Origin of the sequence: uncultured Xanthomonas sp., assembly GCF_964278005.1 — a bacterium.
Taxonomy (GTDB): domain Bacteria; phylum Pseudomonadota; class Gammaproteobacteria; order Xanthomonadales; family Xanthomonadaceae; genus Xanthomonas_A; species Xanthomonas_A sontii.
Genome location: NZ_CAXYKF010000015.1, coordinates 595890 through 611918, shown reverse-complemented (window position 1 = coordinate 611918; position 16029 = coordinate 595890). Strand labels below are relative to the sequence as shown.

Annotated in this window: 12 protein-coding genes; 4 read left to right on the top strand and 8 right to left on the bottom strand. The window is 70.2% G+C overall.

The window, feature by feature from the left end:
- Positions 1–67 precede the first annotated feature (67 nt).
- Positions 68–1792 (bottom strand): EAL domain-containing protein, encoded by a 1725-nt coding sequence (locus ACHWVH_RS11175; RefSeq protein ID WP_010341742.1) that lies wholly within the window; start codon positions 1790–1792, stop codon positions 68–70.
- Between the two features lie 4 nt (positions 1793–1796).
- Positions 1797–3899, bottom strand: coding sequence for a PAS domain S-box protein (locus ACHWVH_RS11170; RefSeq protein WP_394687164.1), 2103 nt, complete (start codon positions 3897–3899; stop codon positions 1797–1799).
- Between the two features lie 163 nt (positions 3900–4062).
- On the opposite strand from ACHWVH_RS11170, the gene ACHWVH_RS11165 reads away from it, so the two are divergent.
- From ACHWVH_RS11165 to ACHWVH_RS11155, 3 genes are all read left to right on the top strand, one after another.
- Complete coding sequence (locus ACHWVH_RS11165; protein ID WP_026143349.1) at positions 4063–6852, top strand: bifunctional diguanylate cyclase/phosphodiesterase; 2790 nt, start codon at positions 4063–4065, stop codon at positions 6850–6852.
- A 522-nt stretch (positions 6853–7374) separates the two neighbouring features.
- Positions 7375–9132 (top strand): ABC transporter permease, encoded by a 1758-nt coding sequence (locus ACHWVH_RS11160; RefSeq protein WP_394687163.1) that lies wholly within the window; start codon positions 7375–7377, stop codon positions 9130–9132.
- 16 nt (positions 9133–9148) lie between these two features.
- Positions 9149–10468, top strand: coding sequence for an AAA-associated domain-containing protein (locus ACHWVH_RS11155; protein WP_010341738.1), 1320 nt, complete (start codon positions 9149–9151; stop codon positions 10466–10468).
- A gap of 609 nt (positions 10469–11077) precedes the next feature.
- On the opposite strand, the gene ACHWVH_RS11150 is transcribed toward ACHWVH_RS11155, so the two are convergent.
- The 6 genes from ACHWVH_RS11150 to ACHWVH_RS11125 form a co-directional block, all read right to left on the bottom strand.
- Complete coding sequence (locus tag ACHWVH_RS11150) at positions 11078–11377, bottom strand: hypothetical protein (RefSeq protein ID WP_295925802.1); 300 nt, start codon at positions 11375–11377, stop codon at positions 11078–11080.
- A gap of 130 nt (positions 11378–11507) precedes the next feature.
- Complete coding sequence (locus ACHWVH_RS11145; protein WP_017908265.1) at positions 11508–12698, bottom strand: methyl-accepting chemotaxis protein; 1191 nt, start codon at positions 12696–12698, stop codon at positions 11508–11510.
- 161 nt (positions 12699–12859) lie between these two features.
- Positions 12860–13474 (bottom strand): high frequency lysogenization protein HflD, encoded by a 615-nt coding sequence (hflD, locus tag ACHWVH_RS11140; RefSeq protein ID WP_017908264.1) that lies wholly within the window; start codon positions 13472–13474, stop codon positions 12860–12862.
- Positions 13471–14613, bottom strand: coding sequence for a tRNA 2-thiouridine(34) synthase MnmA (mnmA, locus tag ACHWVH_RS11135; protein ID WP_394687162.1), 1143 nt, complete (start codon positions 14611–14613; stop codon positions 13471–13473). Before mnmA ends, hflD begins: the two co-directional genes overlap by 4 nt.
- A complete protein-coding gene (locus ACHWVH_RS11130) occupies positions 14610–15068 on the bottom strand; it encodes an NUDIX hydrolase (RefSeq protein ID WP_394687161.1) in 459 nt (152 codons plus the stop codon). Before ACHWVH_RS11130 ends, mnmA begins: the two co-directional genes overlap by 4 nt.
- Entirely contained in the window at positions 15068–15571 is a 504-nt protein-coding gene (locus ACHWVH_RS11125; RefSeq protein ID WP_394687160.1) for a hypothetical protein, read from the bottom strand. The genes ACHWVH_RS11130 and ACHWVH_RS11125 overlap by 1 nt, the downstream gene beginning before the upstream one ends.
- 76 nt (positions 15572–15647) lie before the next feature.
- Here ACHWVH_RS11125 and clpS point away from each other — a divergent pair, with 76 nt between their 5' ends.
- A complete protein-coding gene (clpS, locus tag ACHWVH_RS11120; RefSeq protein WP_010341728.1) occupies positions 15648–15968 on the top strand; it encodes an ATP-dependent Clp protease adapter ClpS in 321 nt (106 codons plus the stop codon).
- The last annotated feature ends 61 nt before the right edge of the window (positions 15969–16029 follow it).

Here is a 16029-nt window from a genome sequence, read left to right as displayed (position 1 = left end):
CTGAAAAATGAAAAGCCGCAATGCGGCTTTTCGCATTCCCGATTCCCCGTTCCCGATTCCCGGCCCCTCAGGGCCCCGCATCCCGCCGCTGTTCGTCGTGCGTGCGGAAGGCCTGGCGGATGTGTTCGCGCAGTTCGTCGTCGTTCCACGGCTTGGTCAGGAAGCGGTAGATCGCGCCGCGGTTGATCGCGTCGGTGACGGTGGCCAGGTCGGTGTAGCCGGACAGGACCAGGCGGATGGTGTCGGGGTAGAGCATCTTCACCCGGCCCAGGAACTCGGTGCCGCTCATGTCGGACATGCGCTGGTCGGACAGGATCACCTGCACGTCGTTGGTGGCGAGCAGGTCGAAGGCGTCGCGGACGTTGCCGGCGGCGAGGATGCGGTAGCCGTCGCGGCGGAACAGGCGCACCAGCGAGCGCAGCACGTTCTCTTCGTCGTCGAGCAGCAGCAGGGTGCGGTCCGGTCGGGTCTCGGTGAACGATTCCGGGCGCAGGTAGCGCCGGCGCAGGGCCATGCCGGCGGCTTCGGCGGACATCGGTTCGCCGAACAGGTAGCCCTGGAAGATGTCGCAATCGTTACGGCGCAGGAAGCCGAGCTGCGCCTGCGACTCGACGCCGTTGGCGATCACCACCATGCCCAGCTGGTGGCCCATGGCGATGATCGCGCGGGCGATCGCCGCTTCGCGGTTGCCGGCCGGCGCGCTCTTGATGAAGCTGCGGTCGATCTTCAGCTTGTCCACCGGGTAGCGCACCAGTGCGCTGAGGCTGGAATCGCCGGTGCCGAAGTTGTCCAGGCTCAGGCTGATGCCTTCGCGGCAGAGATTAGCCAGGGTCTCGTGGACGAAGTTGACGTTGTTGGTCAACGCGCTCTCGTTGATCTCCAGCACCACCATCTGCGGCGGTACCCCGGCCGCCTGCAGCGCCGACATCACCTCGTTGAAGAAGGTCGGGCGCAGCAGTTGCAGGGTGGAGACGTTGACCGCGATGGTGAAGTCGTCGAAGCCCTGATCGCGCCACAACCGCGCCTGGCGCAGCGCGCCTTCCATCACCCAGGTGCCGATCTGCACGATCACGCCCAGGCGCTCGGCGGTGCGCATGAAGCGCTCCGGCACCAGGATGCCCAGGGTCGGCGACTGCCAGCGCAGCAGCGATTCCATGCCGACCACGCGGCCGTCGCGGGCGCTGACCATCGGCTGGTAGCGCAGGCGCAGCTCGCCGTTGGGAATGGCGTCGACGATCTGCCGCGAGATGATGCTCTCGCTGTGCGCGCTGGGCGGGCCGTCGGCGGCGTACAGGCGCACCAGGTTGCCGCCTTCGCGCGCGGCCTGGTAGACCGCGTCCTCGGCGAAGTCGAGCAGGGTCGACAACCGCGTGGAATGCTCCGGGCACAGGCTCACGCCGATCTTGCCGGTCATGAACAGGGTGTACGGCAGCACCGACAGCGGCAGCTCGATCTGCTGCCGGATCTCCTCGGCGAAGGCTTCCGGCGGCGGCACGTCGGCGGTGCGCGGTACCGCCATCACCAGTTCGTCGCTGCCATGGCGCCACAGCAGGCCGCGGCCGCGCAGGTGCGCCTGCAGCCGGTGCGCGAGCAGCGCCAGCGCCTGGTCGCCGACCTCCGGGCTCATGTTCTCGTTGATCGAGGCGAAGTGGTCGATGTCGATGTGCAGCAGCATCACCCCCGGCCCACCGGCGAGCGCCTCGGCGATCATGCCGGTCAGGGCGGGATGGCCCGCACCCAGGCGCGACGGCAGTTCGTCGTCCACGGGTACGGCGCTGGCGGGATTCCACATCGGCTCAGGTTCCAGGCGGGGGCGACGGTGGTGCCGCGGTGGTGTAGGGCAGGCACAGCGTCACCCGGGTGCCGGCGCCGGGCGCGGTGTCGATCTGCAGGGTACCGCCGGCGCTCTGCGCGCGCTCGCGCATCACGATCAGGCCCAGGCCGCGCGGCCCGGCCGGATCGAAACCGTCGCCATCGTCGACCACTTCCAGGCGCAGGCGCTGGCGTTCCTCGTCGCCGAGGGTCATCCGCACCTCGCCGGCGCTGGCATGGCGCAGCACGTTGGTCAGGCTCTCCTGGGCGATGCGGAAGCAGGCCTGTTCGACCTCGCCGCTGGGGCGCTCGGGCAGGGTGGCGATGTCCAGGTGCAGGCGTACCGGCGACGCGCGGAACAGCATGCCGGCCTGCCAGCGCAACGCCGCTTCCAGGCCCAGCGCGTCCAGTTGCGGCGGCCGCAGCAGGGTGGAGAGGTTGCGCAGCTTGGTGATGCTGCTGTCGGCCAGGCTCACGATCTCGCTGAGGTCCTCGCGGCGGCGCTCGGCGTCGGTCTCGTCCAGCGCCGCGTGCGCCGACAGCTTCATCGCGGTGATCGCCTGGCCGATGTCGTCATGCAGGTCGCGCGAGATCGCCCGCCGCTCGTCTTCCTGCAACGAGAACAGGCGCCGCGCCATCGCCTGCAGTTCGCGGTTGCTCTGCGCCAGCGCGTCGCGCATGCGCTCCGGTTCGCTGAGGTCGCGCACGATCAGCAGCTTGCAGTCGCGGCCGCTGTAGCGGACGTTGCCGAACGACAGCCCGGCATGGAACAGCGAGCCGTCGCGGCGGCACATGCGTGCGGTGGCGCCGCGTTCGCCCTTGGCCCCGGCCGCGCCCATCCGTTGCCGTACCAGCGCCAGGTCGGCGCTGTCGACCAGGCCCTGCAGCGGCTCGCCGAGCAGGTTCTCGCCCTCGAAGCCGAACTGCCCGGCGCAGGCGGCGTTGGCGTACAGCACGTGTTCCTGGTGCAGGATCGCCACGCCGTCCGGCAGCACCCGCACCAGTTCGCGGAACTGCTCCTCGCGCTCGTGCAGCAGGCGCCGCGAGCGCTCGTGCTCGGTCACGTCCTGCAGGGTGCCGTGCACGCAGGCGCCGCCTGCGTCGTCGCTGGACGATTCGGCGCGCAGATGCAGCATGCGCGCCTGGCCGTCGGCGGCCAGCACCGGCAGCAGCATGTCCAGTTGCAGCGGCGCGCTGCCGCACAGGTCCTCGATCACCCGCTGGATGCGCGCCTGCGAGGCCACGTCGGGCGGGACCAGCAGCTCTTCCAGGCGGTGCTGGCGCGGCTGGTCCGGCACGCGCCGGCCGAGCATCCGGTAGACCTGCTCGGAATAGCTGCCCAGGCCGCTGGCCCGGTCCAGTTGCCAGGAGCCCAGCCGCGCGATCGACTGCGCCTCCTGCAGATGCTGCAGGGCCTGGTCGCGGCGGCGCTGCGCGTCGTACTCGGCGCTGCGGTCGCTGATGACCACCAGCCGCGCCTGCCGGCCGTGGTAGTCCAGGCTGGTACTGCGGGCCTCGGCCATGCACTGGCTACCGTCGCGCAGGCGCAGCGGCTCGGCCACCACGCAGGTCTTGGACGGGGTCTGCCGGATCGTCTCGATCACCTCGGCCAGGCGGGCGCTGGCGCTGGGCGGCCACAGCCGCGCCAGCTCCAGGCCGACGAACTCGTCATGCGACCAGCCGAAGAAGGCGACCGCGGCAGGGTTCACGTCGAGGATGCGCAGGCTTTCCAGGTCGTAGACCAGCATCGGGCTGGGATTGGCGTGGAACATCTGCCGGTAGCCGGCCTCCGACAGCGCCAGCCGGGTGTGCGCCTGCACGGCGGCCCGCACCAGCGGGCGCAGCAGGTAGTACAGGGCGATCGCAGTCAGGGTCAGGAACAGGGCGTCGTTGACCAGCTGCAGGACGATCAACGTGCGGGGATCGTCTACGAAATGCGCCAAAACCAGGTCGCTGCCGATCGACAGCGCCAGTCCCAGCAGCACGTACAGCAGCACCACTCTCCAGATGCCGCGGTCCAGGCGCTGCGCCAGGCGCATGCCGGAGGTCGCCTGATGGGGCAGGGAGCTGTCGCGTTGTGGTTGCATGCCCCGGCAGCCTGCTGCGGTGGTCCGTGTCCGGCGGACATCTTAGCCGCTGACGGCCGCCGCGGCCCATGGTCGGGCGGTGCGGGCGCTCAATTAATGCCGCCGGGTGCCGTTATCACCTTCGACCGCTGGCCTTCAGGGCGGCGAAACGGAGCATCTCGGCGTGGATCAAGGCGTCATCGCAAGCTTGCTGCAGCACCCGCTCACCTCGGCGCTCGTCCTGTTGGACGCCGATGGCAGGCCGCTGGCGGCGAACCGGGCAGCGCAGGCACTGGAGCTGCCGCGCACCGTGGAGGCGTACGCCGAACTGTTGCGTGCGGCCCGCGAGCGCCTGTTCGGCGGCGAGACCATGCTGGCCTGCGCCTTGCCCGGCACCGCCGGGCGACGCCTGGACGGCTGGCTGCGCGCGGTGCGCGACGACAGCGGCGGCCTGCTGGCCTATACCCTCAGCGTGCCAGAACCGGTCGGCAGCGATGGCGCCACCCGCTGGGAGATCGCCCTGGACAGCGCCGAGCACGGGCTGTGGGACTGGGACATCCCCAGCGACACCATCTTCCGCTCCGAGCGCTGGAAGCGGATGCTCGGCTACGCCGGCGATGCCCCGGCCGACGGCCTGAACGCGTTGCTGCCGCTGGTCCACGGCGACGACCAGGAGCGCCTGCGCCAGGCGATCCGCGCGCATTTCGAGGGCCGCACCGAAACCTATATGTGCGAGTTCCGCCTGCGCCGGCAGGACGGGCAGTGGCACTGGATCCTGGACCGCGGCCGCATCGTCGCGCGCACCGCCGACGGCAGCCCGCTGCGCATGATCGGCACGCACACCGACATCCACGAGCAGAAGCTGCTCGAGCAGCGCCTGCGCGACCAGCAGACCCTGCTGCGCGAGGCGCAGCGCATGACCCGCATGGGCAGCTGGTCCTGGGATCCGCTGCGCGACCGGGTGTGGTGCTCGCGCGAATTCCTGCGCGTCACCGGGCTGGACGAACAGCAGGCGCCGAGCAGCCGCGGATGGCTGCGCCTGCTCAGCCGCGATTCGATGGCGCAGCTGATCTCGGTGTGGCGGCGCATGGCCCGCGAGGCCAAGCCGGCCAACTTCGAGGTCGAGCTGGTGTGTGGCAGCGAGTCGCCGCTGCACCTGCGGGTGTGGGCGCAGCCGCAGGTGGAGGCCGACGGCCGCATCCAGCGCGTGCTCGGCCAGGTGCAGAACATCACCGAGCAGCGCCAGACCGACGCCCTGATCCGCTGGCGCACCGAACTGCTCAACCGCGTCTCGGCGCTGGGTAAGATCGGCGGCTGCGAGATCGAGGTCGGCACCCGGCGCATGCAGTGGACCGAGGAGTGCTACCGCATCCATGGCCTGCGCAAGGAGGCCATCGATCTGGATCACGCGCTGGCCTTGTACACCCAGGACTCGCGCGATGCGTTCGAGTCGGCGCTGGTGCGCATCACCGAGGGCGGCCTGCCGGAGCAACTGGATCTGTGCTTCCACCGCCCGTCCGGGCAGCGCATCTGGGTGCAGGTGCTGATCGAGCTGGACGAACGCGACGGCCTGCCGCCGCGCTTCGTGGTGCTGTTCCGCGACATCACCCGCGAACGCGAGGCCAGCGAGCGCATCGAGCTGCTGGCCCACTACGACCTGCTGACCGGCCTGCCGAACCGGCAGCTGCTGCGCGAGCAGGCCGAGAAGGCGATGCACGAGGCGGTGGAGCGCGGCACCACGCTGGCGATGCTGTTCGTCGACCTGGACGGCTTCAAGAGCATCAACGATTCCTTCGGCCACGCCACCGGCGACGCGCTGCTGAAGCTGGCGGCCACCCGCATGCACCAGCAGCTGCGCACCAGCGACCTGTTCGGCCGTTTCAGCGGCGACGAGTTCGTGGTGGTGCTGCGCGACCTGGCCGAGCCGGGCGACGCCGGGCATGTGGCGCGCAAGCTGATCGCGGCGCTGGCCGAGCCGCTGCACAGCGGCGAGAACGTGATCAAGATCGGCGCCAGCATCGGCATCGCGCTGATGGAGGAGGGGCGCCAGGACTTCGACGGCCTGCTGCGCGCCGCCGACGCGGCGATGTACGCGGCCAAGGAGTCCGGACGCAACACCTGCCATTACTACAGCCAGGACGTGCTGCTGCGCGCGCAGCGGCGCCTGGAGATCGAGCATGCGCTGCATGGCGCGCTGGACCGCGAGGAGTTCTCGCTGGTGTACCAGCCGCTGGTGCACGCGGCGGGCGAGCGCGCGCCGGCGGTGGAAGCGCTGCTGCGCTGGCACCGCCCCGGCCACGGCCATTGCAACCCGGCCGAGTTCATTCCGATCGCCGAGGAATGCGGCGAGATCGTGCGCCTGGGCGACTGGGTGATCGGCGAGGCCTGCCGCCAGGCCGCGGCCTGGGATGCGGCGGGGCTGAGCTTCGACCGGGTCTCGGTGAACGTCTCGGCGATGCAGTTGCGCGACCGCGGCTTCGCCGAACGGGTCATCGAGCTGTGCCAGCGTAATGGCTGGTCGCCGAAGCGGCTGGAACTGGAACTGACCGAGTCGGCGCTGATCCGCGACAGCGAATCGCTGCGCCGCTGCTTCGAACTGTTCGAGCAGGAAGGCGTGCTGCTGGCGGTCGACGACTTCGGCACCGGCTTCTCCAACCTGCATTACCTCAATCGCTTCCCGGTGCAGCGCCTGAAGATCGACCGCAGCTTCGTGCAGGACATGCTGCACGACAGCGGCACCGCCAAGGTCACCCAGGCGATCGTGCAGCTCGGCCACGCGCTGGGCATGCAGGTGGTGGCCGAGGGCGTGGAAACGGTGCAGGAAGAGGCCTTGCTGCGCGAGCAGGGCTGCGACGAGATCCAGGGCTATCTGCACTCGCGGCCGCTGCCGCCGCGCGAGCTGGCCGCCTGGTTGCGCGCGCGCCAGCAGGTGGCGCCGGCCACGCACCCGCGGCTGGTGCTGGCTGCGCAGTGAATGTGCGGCGCCGCGTGCGCCGCACGGGCTTGCGGCGACGCAGCAGCTGGCTATACTGCGCGCGCCCATCGTTTTCCGGCCAGAGGCCACCTTCCTTGGACAGTCATCCTAGACCGACGCTGCAGCGACAGAGCTGACAGGACCGCCACGGTCTGGGTCGTCCCAGATGGGTCCCGTCCGCTCAGGACGGGATCGTTCGCCAGCCCCGCGCGGTGCTGGCCTTGATTCCGAAAGTGCGCAAGCCCGATCCGCGAGGACTCCGAGCGTAGCCCCTGGCGTTGCCCATCGTCGGAGCCGCCCATGCGCCTGCCATCGCCATCCTCCCTGAGCCGTTCGTCGCTGCGCGGTTGCGTCGTGTGGCGACGGCGTGCGTGCACCGCATTGTCTGGGGACACCCGCGCGGCCGGCAGCGGCTGACGCACGGCGTACATCTTCCCCGGTCACACTGGGCGGTCCGCTTCGCGACCCGCGCCAGCGTCCTTTTTCCTGCGGCGTTCGCTGCCGCTCCTGCCGGATCTTCCCATGCTGCCATTCGCCCGCGACCGCTCCGCGCCCGGACAGCTCGCCGCACGCCCCGGCGTGCTGCCCAACCTGCACGATCTTGCGGTGTTCGCGCTGCTGCTGGGCCTGGGTGCGTTGCTGTTGCATGGCGCATCCGACATGCGCGCGCCGCTGCCGCCGGCCGGCACCGCCGCGGTGTCGCTGGACCTGTGGCAGCTCCCCGAATACGGCCTGCGCACCACCTTGCGCATGTTCGCGGCGATGGCCGCCTCGCTGGTGTTCACCTTCGTGGTGGCGACCCTGGCCGCCAAGAGCCGGCGCGCCGAGCGGGTGATCGTGCCGGCGCTGGACATCCTGCAGTCGGTGCCGGTGCTGGGCTTCCTCACCTTCACCGTGACCTTCTTCCTGGGCCTGTTCCCCGGCCGGCAGATCGGCGCCGAACTGGCTTCGATCTTCGCCATCTTCACCAGCCAGGCCTGGAACATGGCGTTCTCGTTCTACCAGTCGCTGCGCAACGTGCCGCGCGACCTGGACGAGGTGTCGCGCGGTTTCGGGCTCAGCGCCTGGCAGCGTTTCTGGCGGCTGGAGGCGCCGTACGCCACGCCCTCGCTGATCTGGAACATGATGATGTCCATGTCCGGCGGCTGGTTCTTCGTGGTCGCTTCCGAGGCGATCAGCGTCGGCGACCACACCCTGGAATTGCCCGGCATCGGCTCGTACCTGGCGCTGGCGATCGCGCAGCGCAACTTCGCCGCGGTCGGCTGGGCGGTGGTGGCGATGGCGGTGCTGATCGCCCTGTACGACCAGTTGCTGTTCCGCCCGATCGTGGCCTGGTCGGACAAGTTCCGCGCCGAACTTACCGCCTCGCAGGACAAGCCGCAGTCGTGGCTGTACGACCTGCTACGGCGCACGCGCCTGGCCAAGCGGCTGGTCGCGCCGCTGGCCTGGGTCTGGCAGCGCGCCATGCTGGTGCGCTGGACGCCGCGGCGCCAGCCGCAACTGCAGGCTGCGCCGCAGGCACCCGGCCGCAGCGGGGTGTGGGGCGATCGGCTGTGGAGCGCGGCGCTGGCCCTGGCCGGTGCGGCCGCGGCGTGGTTCGCCTACGACTACGGCCGCCGCCACCTGGGCCTGCACGACCTGGCCGAGGCCTTCGGCGGTGGCCTGGCCACGCTGCTGCGGGTGGTGGTGCTGATCGCCCTGGCCAGCCTGGTGTGGGTGCCGATCGGGGTGTGGATCGGGCTGCGCCCGAAGGTGGCGCAGCGGGTGCAGCCGCTGGCGCAGTTCCTGGCCGCGTTCCCGGCCAATGTGCTGTTCCCGTTCGCGGTGCTGGCCATCGTCAGCACCGGCGCCGATCCCAACATCTGGCTGTCGCCGCTGATGATCCTCGGCACCCAGTGGTACATCCTGTTCAACGTGATCGCCGGCGCCAGCGCGTTCCCCACCGATCTGCGCGAGGCCGCGACGATCTACCACCTGCGTTCGTGGACCTGGTGGCGGCGGGTGATCCTGCCCGGCATCTTCCCGTACTACATCACCGGTGCGTTGACCGCGTCGGGCGGTTCGTGGAACGCCAGCATCGTGGCCGAACTGGCCAGCTGGGGCCACACCCACGTGCAGGCCTACGGCCTCGGTGCCTACATCGCCCGCGCCACCGCCGCCGGCGACGGCCCGCGGGTCCTGCTCGGGGTGGCGGTGATGTCGCTGTTCGTGACCCTCTTCAACCGTGCGGTCTGGCGACGTCTGTACGTCTTCGCCGAACGCCGCCTGCGTTTCGACTGATTCCTGGAGACCGACCATGAGCTATTCCGCAAGCGTGCCCGAGCGCGCCCCGCTGGTCCGCGTGCAGGGTGTGCGCAAGACCTACGACAAGGGCGGGGCGACGCCGCTGGTGGTGCTGGAGGACGTCGACCTGACCCTGCATTCGGGTCAGATCGTGGGCCTGCTCGGCCGTTCCGGCTCGGGCAAGTCGACCCTGCTGCGCGCCATCGCCGGGCTGCTGCAGCCCAGCGCCGGCAGCATCGCCTTCCGCGATGCCGCGCCGGGCCAGGTCGCCGACGACATCGCCATGGTGTTCCAGAGCTTCGCCCTGTTCCCATGGCTGACCGTGCTGCAGAACGTGGAAGTGGGCCTGGAGGCGCGCGGCGTGGCCGCCGACGAGCGCCGCCGGCGCGCCCTGGCGGCGATCGACCTGATCGGCCTGGACGGCTACGAGGGCGCCTACCCGAAGGAACTGTCCGGCGGCATGCGTCAGCGCGTGGGCCTGGCGCGGGCGCTGGTGGTACGGCCGAAGCTGCTGCTGATGGACGAGCCGTTCTCGGCGCTGGACGTGCTGACCGCCGAGACCCTGCGTACCGACCTGCTGGACCTGTGGTCGGAAGGGCGCATGCCGATCGAATCGATCCTGATGGTCACCCACAACATCGAAGAAGCGGTGCTGATGTGCGATCGCATCGTGATCTTCGGCGCCAATCCGGGGCGGGTGATCGGCGAGATCGAAGTGACCCTGCCGCAGCCGCGCAATCGCCTGGCGCCGGCGTTCCGCGCCCTGGTCGACGACATCTATGCGCGCATGACCGCCAGCCCGCAGCGGCCGCAGACCCGCGAGGGCGTGTTCCCGGGCAGCGGCATTGCCATGGTCCTGCCGCGCGTCTCGAGCAACCTGCTGGCCGGCCTGATCGAGGCGGTGGCGGCCGAGCCCTACCATGGCCGCGCCGACCTGCCGCCGCTGGCGGCCGGCCTGCAGCTGGAAGTGGACGAACTGTTCCCGATCGCCGAGACCCTGCAACTGCTGCGTTTCGCCGTGTTCGAACAGGGCGACCTGCAGCTGACCCCGGCCGGGCAGCGCTTCGCCGAACTCGGGACCGACGCGCGCAAGCAACTGTTCGCCCAGCACCTGGCCACCTACGTGCCGCTGGCCGCGCACATCCGCCGCGTGCTCGACGAACGCCCGGCGCATCACGCACCGGCGCGCCGCTTCCGCGACGAACTGGAAGACCACATGTCCGAGGCCTACGCGGCGGAGACGGTCCAGGCGGTCACCAGCTGGGCGCGCTACGCCGAGTACTTCGCCTACGACAAGCAGGCGGACCTGTTCTCGCTGGAGAATCCGAGCTGAACCTTGCTCGCCGCTCAATGCGCCTTGCAGCAACGATGTCGCGATCTGGTCGGAGTCGTTGTGGGAGGGACTTCAGTCCCGACTGCAGGCACATCGAAGCGCCGGACGGCATCACGCGTCGCGACTGAAGTCGCTCCCACAGTGACGCTTGCCCACGGCCGGTGGGAGAAGGGTTCAGGCGCGCGCCTGGATGCGACGCCGGTCGGTCGATGTGTCGTAGCTCGCCGCCGAATGCGCCTTTGCAGCAACGATGTCGCGATCTGGCCGGAGTCGTTGTGGGAGGGACTTCAGTCCCGACTGCAGGCGGCCGGCCAAGCATGTGTCGCTCGCGTTCCGCGACCGAATGGCATCGCGCATCGCTGCTTGTTGCCGTGGTTCAGTGAAACCAGCCGTCGCCTCGCAAGAGCGGCTTCAGCCGCGACAGGAGCATTTCCGGTACCGCCTTTAGCGGCTGAAGCCGCTCCTGCAGCCGCGAAGAATGCACGGGCTGCCCGGCCTCCTGCAGCAAGCGAAATCGAGAGATGGGGCCGGGTGACTCTCTAGCGCGGCGCCCCGAACGCGCTGCCACATCAGGCACCGCGCGATGCCAACGCAACCGCCGCTATCGACTCAGTCGCCGTCGTAGAGCGGAAAGTGCACCAGCGGCGCCGGCGTGCCGGCGGCAGCGACCGCGCTGCCGTTCAGGCCCATGTCCCACGCCAGGCCGGCCCAGACCGGGTCGGCGATGCGTGCGTCCTGCGGTGCCGGCGCGCGCGCGATCAGCAATTGCCGCAGTTCGGCCTGGGCCAGCGTCTCCAGCCGTCGCAGGGCGTGGCCGGGCTGGCGCGGTGTGGCCGCCGGCCGGATGCCGGGATCGGCCACCGGCTCGGACGCAGGCACGTGCGCGCTGCTGCTGTCATCGCAGGACATGGCCGCAACTCGGGACAGGGACTGGAGATGCATCGACATCGACGGGGCCGGACGGGAAGGGCAGAGACGACAAGCCCCGGCAGGGGCCGGGGACTCGTCGGTTCATGGCGCGGAGCGCGACAAGGCGGACTTAGAACAACTCGACCGTGCCGGCACCCATGCTCTGCTGCGCCACCGGCTTGTGCGGCGGACGCTCCCACTCGGTGCGCATGTCGCGCAGGCGGTTGCCGACCCGCTGCAGGGCGTCGAGCAGTTCGTGGTCGAACACGCCGCCATTGCGGTGCAGCAGTTCCTGCAGCGCCACGGCCTCGCGGTTGATCGCGGTCAGGCGGTCCAGGTGGGTGTGCACGCCGCCCAGGGCCTGGGTGGCGATGTCCTCGAACTGCAGGGCGCGCACCGCTTCGGCGACGCTGCTGTCGATGGCGCGGCCGCACTCGGAGATCTCGCGCATGCCGTCGCCCAGCGAGTGGTTGATCGCGGCCACGTTGTCCAGCATCGCCGCGGCCTCGGCCCGCGCCTCGCGGGAGCGGTCCATGTCGCGGGAGGCCATGTTCGAGACCGTCTCGCGGACCTTGGCGATGGCGTCCTTGGAGCTGTGCGCCAGCTTGCGGATCTGCTCGTTGAAGGTGGTCGAACGCTCGGACAGGTTGCGCACCTCGTCGGCCACCACCGCGAAGCCGCGGCCCGCCTCGCCGGCGCGCGCCGCTTCGATCGCCGCGTTCAGTGCCAGCAGGTTGGTCTGGTCGGCGATCGACTTGACGTCCTCCAGCAGGGCGAAGATGCCGTCCAGGTGCTGGGACATGTCGTCGATGTAGTGCACCGTGGTGCTGCTCTGGCCGCTGACCTGCTCCAGCGCCTCCACCAGCTGCTCCATGCGCTGGCTGGCATGCTGGGCGAAGCGGGCCACGTCCACCCCGGCGCCGCCGTCTTCGCCGGCGCGGTCGACGATGCGGGCCAGCGCCACGCTCTGCTGCCGCGACTTGCGGTTCATCGCCTCGAAGCTGCCACCCAGGCCGCTGACCGCCTGGCGGATCAGTTCGCGGGCACGTTCGATCTCCGAGCGCGAGCCCTCGATCTCGTTGCCGACGAAGCTGCGCAGCTCGGTCAGCAGGTGGTCCTGCTCGCGCATGACCTTGGCCTGCTCCGGCGAGCGCCGGCTCTGGCTGTACGCGGTCCAGCCGGCGAAACCGAGCCAGCTCAGCGTCATGGTGGTGAGGATGGCCCAACGGACCGGGGCCGGCCAATCGAAGCCGGCGGCGATGGGGAACAGCAGCGTCAGGGCGAGCGGGGCGGCCAGACGGATCAGGAGGCGTGAGTACATGGAAGTTCTCGGCAGATTCACGATTGCTGTATCGGCCGCCCCCCCCGGGTCTTTAGCAACGCGGTGCGCGGATCATCGAAACCTGCCGACATTCGTACGATCCGCGTCGCAGAACCACCGCGGGCGGCGCGCTGCCGGCCCGGCGCCGGCACCCCGGGGACTCAGCGCAAGGCGCGGTCCACGGTCTCGCGCATGCGCCGCTTGGCCAGCAGGAAATCCCACAGGCTGCCGCCCATCTGCCGCCACAGCACCGCCGAACGCACCGCCGCCAGCAGCAGTGCGCGGATCTCCGCCACCACCCCGGCCTGACCCAGGTAATGCGGGTTGCCCTGCACCATCACCCGCGGGCGCAGATGGCTGATGGTGTCGGCGTAGAGCTGGCCCAACGCCGCGATCACCTCGGGGTGGGTGCTGTCGGCATGGCGCTCCAGTAGCGGCGCGATCCGGGCCAGGCCGGCATCGACCTTGGCGTCGGTCTCGGCATCGCCGGCGAAGCGCCGTTCCAGCTGGATCACCGCCAGCGCCAGCCGCGGCAGCACCTCGTCCTGGCCCTGGTTGCGGAAGTAGTTGTGCAGCAGGCGCAGGCCCGGCGCCAGGTCGGCGCGGCGGCCGTAGACCGCTTCGGGGCTGGGCGCGTCGATGCGGAACACGCTGTCGAGCAGGGTGCGCACCAGCGACGCCTCGGACTGGCCGGTCTCGGCGATGCGCCGCACCTGCTGCAGGGCCTGGGCCATGCCCGCCAGCGCCAGCATGCGCGCGTCCATGGAATCGGTCATCGAATCGGGTCCTCGTGTACGGCGGGGGCCTGCTGCGCCAGGCGGCGCTCCAGCGGGGCATCGGTGGTGGCGATCACGGCGCCGCCCAGGCATTCCTCGCCCTGGTACAGCACCAGCGACTGCCCGGGGGTGACGGCGCGCTGCGGGCGCGCGAAGCGGACCGACAGGGTGCCGTCGTCGCCGACCTCGACCGTGCAGGGCTCGTCGGCCTGGCGATAGCGGGTCTGCGCGGTGCACTCGAAGCGCCGTGCCGGCGGCGCACCGGCGATCCAGTGGGCGGCCTCGGACTGCAGCCCGTTGGCCATCAGGTAGGGGCTGTCGCGGTCCTGGTCGACGTACAGCACGTTGCGGGCGACGTCCTTGCCGACCACGTACCACGGCGCCGCGGCGCGGCCGCGCACCCCGCCGATGTTCAGGCCCTCGCGCTGACCCAGGGTGAAGTAGAACACCCCCGGATGCTCGGCCACGACCTGCTCGTGCGGGTCGCGGATCTCGCCGCGCCGCGCCGGCAGGTAGCGACCGAGGAATTCGCGGAAATCGCGTTCGCCGATGAAGCAGATGCCGGTGGAATCCTTCTTGGCGTGGGTCGGCAGGCCGGCTTCGCGGGCGATGCGGCGCACCTGTTCCTTGGGCAGTTCGCCGACCGGGAACAGGGTCGCGGCCAGTTGCGCCTGGCCCAGCTGGTGCAGGAAGTAGCTCTGGTCCTTGTTGCGGTCCAGTCCGCGCAGCAGCCGCCAGCGGCCGCCGAGGTTGTCCACCCGCGCATAGTGGCCGGTGGCGATGCGCTCGGCGCCGAGCTCGCGCGCCGCGTCCAGGAAATGCTTGAACTTGACCTCGCGGTTGCACAGCACGTCCGGGTTGGGCGTGCGCCCGGCGGCGTATTCGGCCAGGAAGTGCGCGAACACGCCTTGCCAGTACTCCTGCGAAAAGTCGCGGAAATGGAAGGGGATGCCCAGTCGCCCGCACACCGCCACCGCATCGCGGCGGTCGTCGTCGGCACGGCAGTCGCCGCTGCCGTCGTCGGCCCAGTTCTGCATGAACAGGCCGGACACCGCCGCGCCCTGCTGGACCAGCTGCCAGGCCGCCACCGACGAATCCACGCCGCCGGAGACCCCGACCATGACCGCTGCACCGCTCATGCCACCTGCCGCAGCAGATCCAGCGGGTAGCGGCGCCCGGCCAGGTAGTCGGCCACCACCTGCCACACCAGCGGGCTGCGCCAGCGCGGCGCTTCGGCCTCCAGTTCGGCCGGGGTCATCCACAGCGCGCGCACGATGCCGGTGTCCAATGGCCGCTGCGCATCGTGCGCGACCGGATCGGCGGCGAAGGCGAAGCGCAGATAGTGGCGGCCGGTGTCGGCCTTCCACTGGTAGGCGCCGATGAACGCGGTCGGCTGCACCTGCCAGCCGGTTTCCTCCAGCGTCTCGCGCACCGCGGCCTCGATCAGGCTCTCGTCCGGCTCCAGGTGGCCGGCCGGCTGGTTCAACACCAGCGCGCCGGCGATGGCTTCCTCGACCTGCAGCAGGCGCCCGTCGCGCACCACCACCATGGCCACGGTCACGTCCGGCTGCCAGGGTTCCGCGGCCGCCGTCATCAGAACAGATCCTTGCCGCCGTTCAGTTCGGCGTCCATCGCGTCGGCGCCACGCGCGGCCGCCTCCAGTGCTTCGCGCAGCGCCGCATCGTCGGCATCGGCGGGGATCTTGACCACGAACACCGCCGTGCCGCCCTGGCGCACCCAGCCGCCGAGGATGTCCGACTGCGCGTCCTCCAGCAGCCGGTTGGCGACCTTGGCGGGCAGGCTGTCGCCCTGCGCCTGGTAGGCCGGCGACCACACCTCGCGGATGCGGTAGCTGCCGAAGGTCTCCACCGGCGAGCGCACATAGGTCAGCTGCTTGCGCTCCTGCCCGTGGTCGCGCAGGCCGAACAGCACCTGGTAGTCGCCGTCCTCGTCCGCCTGCACGTCGTAGCCCAGCGCCAGCAGGCGCTTGCCCAGCGCCGCATCCGGCGTCTCGGCGGCGGCCGGCAGGGCGGCGGCGAGCAGCGCGGCGAGCAGCGGAAGCTTGGGGAACATCGTCGAATGCATGCGGAGCGCCATCGAAAGGAGGGGAATTGTGCGGGCAGGGCCGGCGATCGTCCAATCCTGGCCGGCGGCCCCCGTATATAATGGGCGGATGCCCCGCAAGAATTCCCCCGAGCACGATCATGGCGTCATGGTGGAGACCGGCAAGCCGGAAGTCGCCCGCCCGCCCATGTATCAAGTGCTGCTGCTGAACGACGACTACACCCCGATGGACTTCGTGGTGACCGTGCTGCAGCAGTTCTTCTCCCTGGACCTGGAGCGCGCCACCCAGGTGATGCTGCACGTGCATACCCGCGGCCGCGGGGTGTGCGGGGTCTATACCCGCGAGGTGGCTGAATCCAAGGTGGCTCAGGTGAACGAGTTCTCGCGGATGAACCAGCATCCCCTGTTGTGCACGATGGAAAAAGCCTGATAGTGGGAGGCGTCGGTCACCGGTTTGCCCGGACTAACGCGGTGTGAACACACTGATCCGA

What these genes read in the sequence shown, in the direction of transcription:
- ACHWVH_RS11145 (WP_017908265.1), bottom strand. Translation starts at nt 12,698, where the DNA reads ATGTACTCACGCCTCCTGATCCGTCTGGCCGCCCCGCTCGCCCTGACG.
- clpS (WP_010341728.1), top strand. Translation starts at nt 15,648, where the DNA reads ATGCCCCGCAAGAATTCCCCCGAGCACGATCATGGCGTCATGGTGGAG.
- ACHWVH_RS11160 (WP_394687163.1), top strand. Translation starts at nt 7,375, where the DNA reads ATGCTGCCATTCGCCCGCGACCGCTCCGCGCCCGGACAGCTCGCCGCA.
- hflD (WP_017908264.1), bottom strand. Translation starts at nt 13,474, where the DNA reads ATGACCGATTCCATGGACGCGCGCATGCTGGCGCTGGCGGGCATGGCC.
- ACHWVH_RS11125 (WP_394687160.1), bottom strand. Translation starts at nt 15,571, where the DNA reads ATGGCGCTCCGCATGCATTCGACGATGTTCCCCAAGCTTCCGCTGCTC.
- mnmA (WP_394687162.1), bottom strand. Translation starts at nt 14,613, where the DNA reads ATGAGCGGTGCAGCGGTCATGGTCGGGGTCTCCGGCGGCGTGGATTCG.
- ACHWVH_RS11175 (WP_010341742.1), bottom strand. Translation starts at nt 1,792, where the DNA reads ATGTGGAATCCCGCCAGCGCCGTACCCGTGGACGACGAACTGCCGTCG.
- ACHWVH_RS11170 (WP_394687164.1), bottom strand. Translation starts at nt 3,899, where the DNA reads ATGCAACCACAACGCGACAGCTCCCTGCCCCATCAGGCGACCTCCGGC.
- ACHWVH_RS11155 (WP_010341738.1), top strand. Translation starts at nt 9,149, where the DNA reads ATGAGCTATTCCGCAAGCGTGCCCGAGCGCGCCCCGCTGGTCCGCGTG.
- ACHWVH_RS11130 (WP_394687161.1), bottom strand. Translation starts at nt 15,068, where the DNA reads ATGACGGCGGCCGCGGAACCCTGGCAGCCGGACGTGACCGTGGCCATG.
- ACHWVH_RS11150 (WP_295925802.1), bottom strand. Translation starts at nt 11,377, where the DNA reads ATGTCCTGCGATGACAGCAGCAGCGCGCACGTGCCTGCGTCCGAGCCG.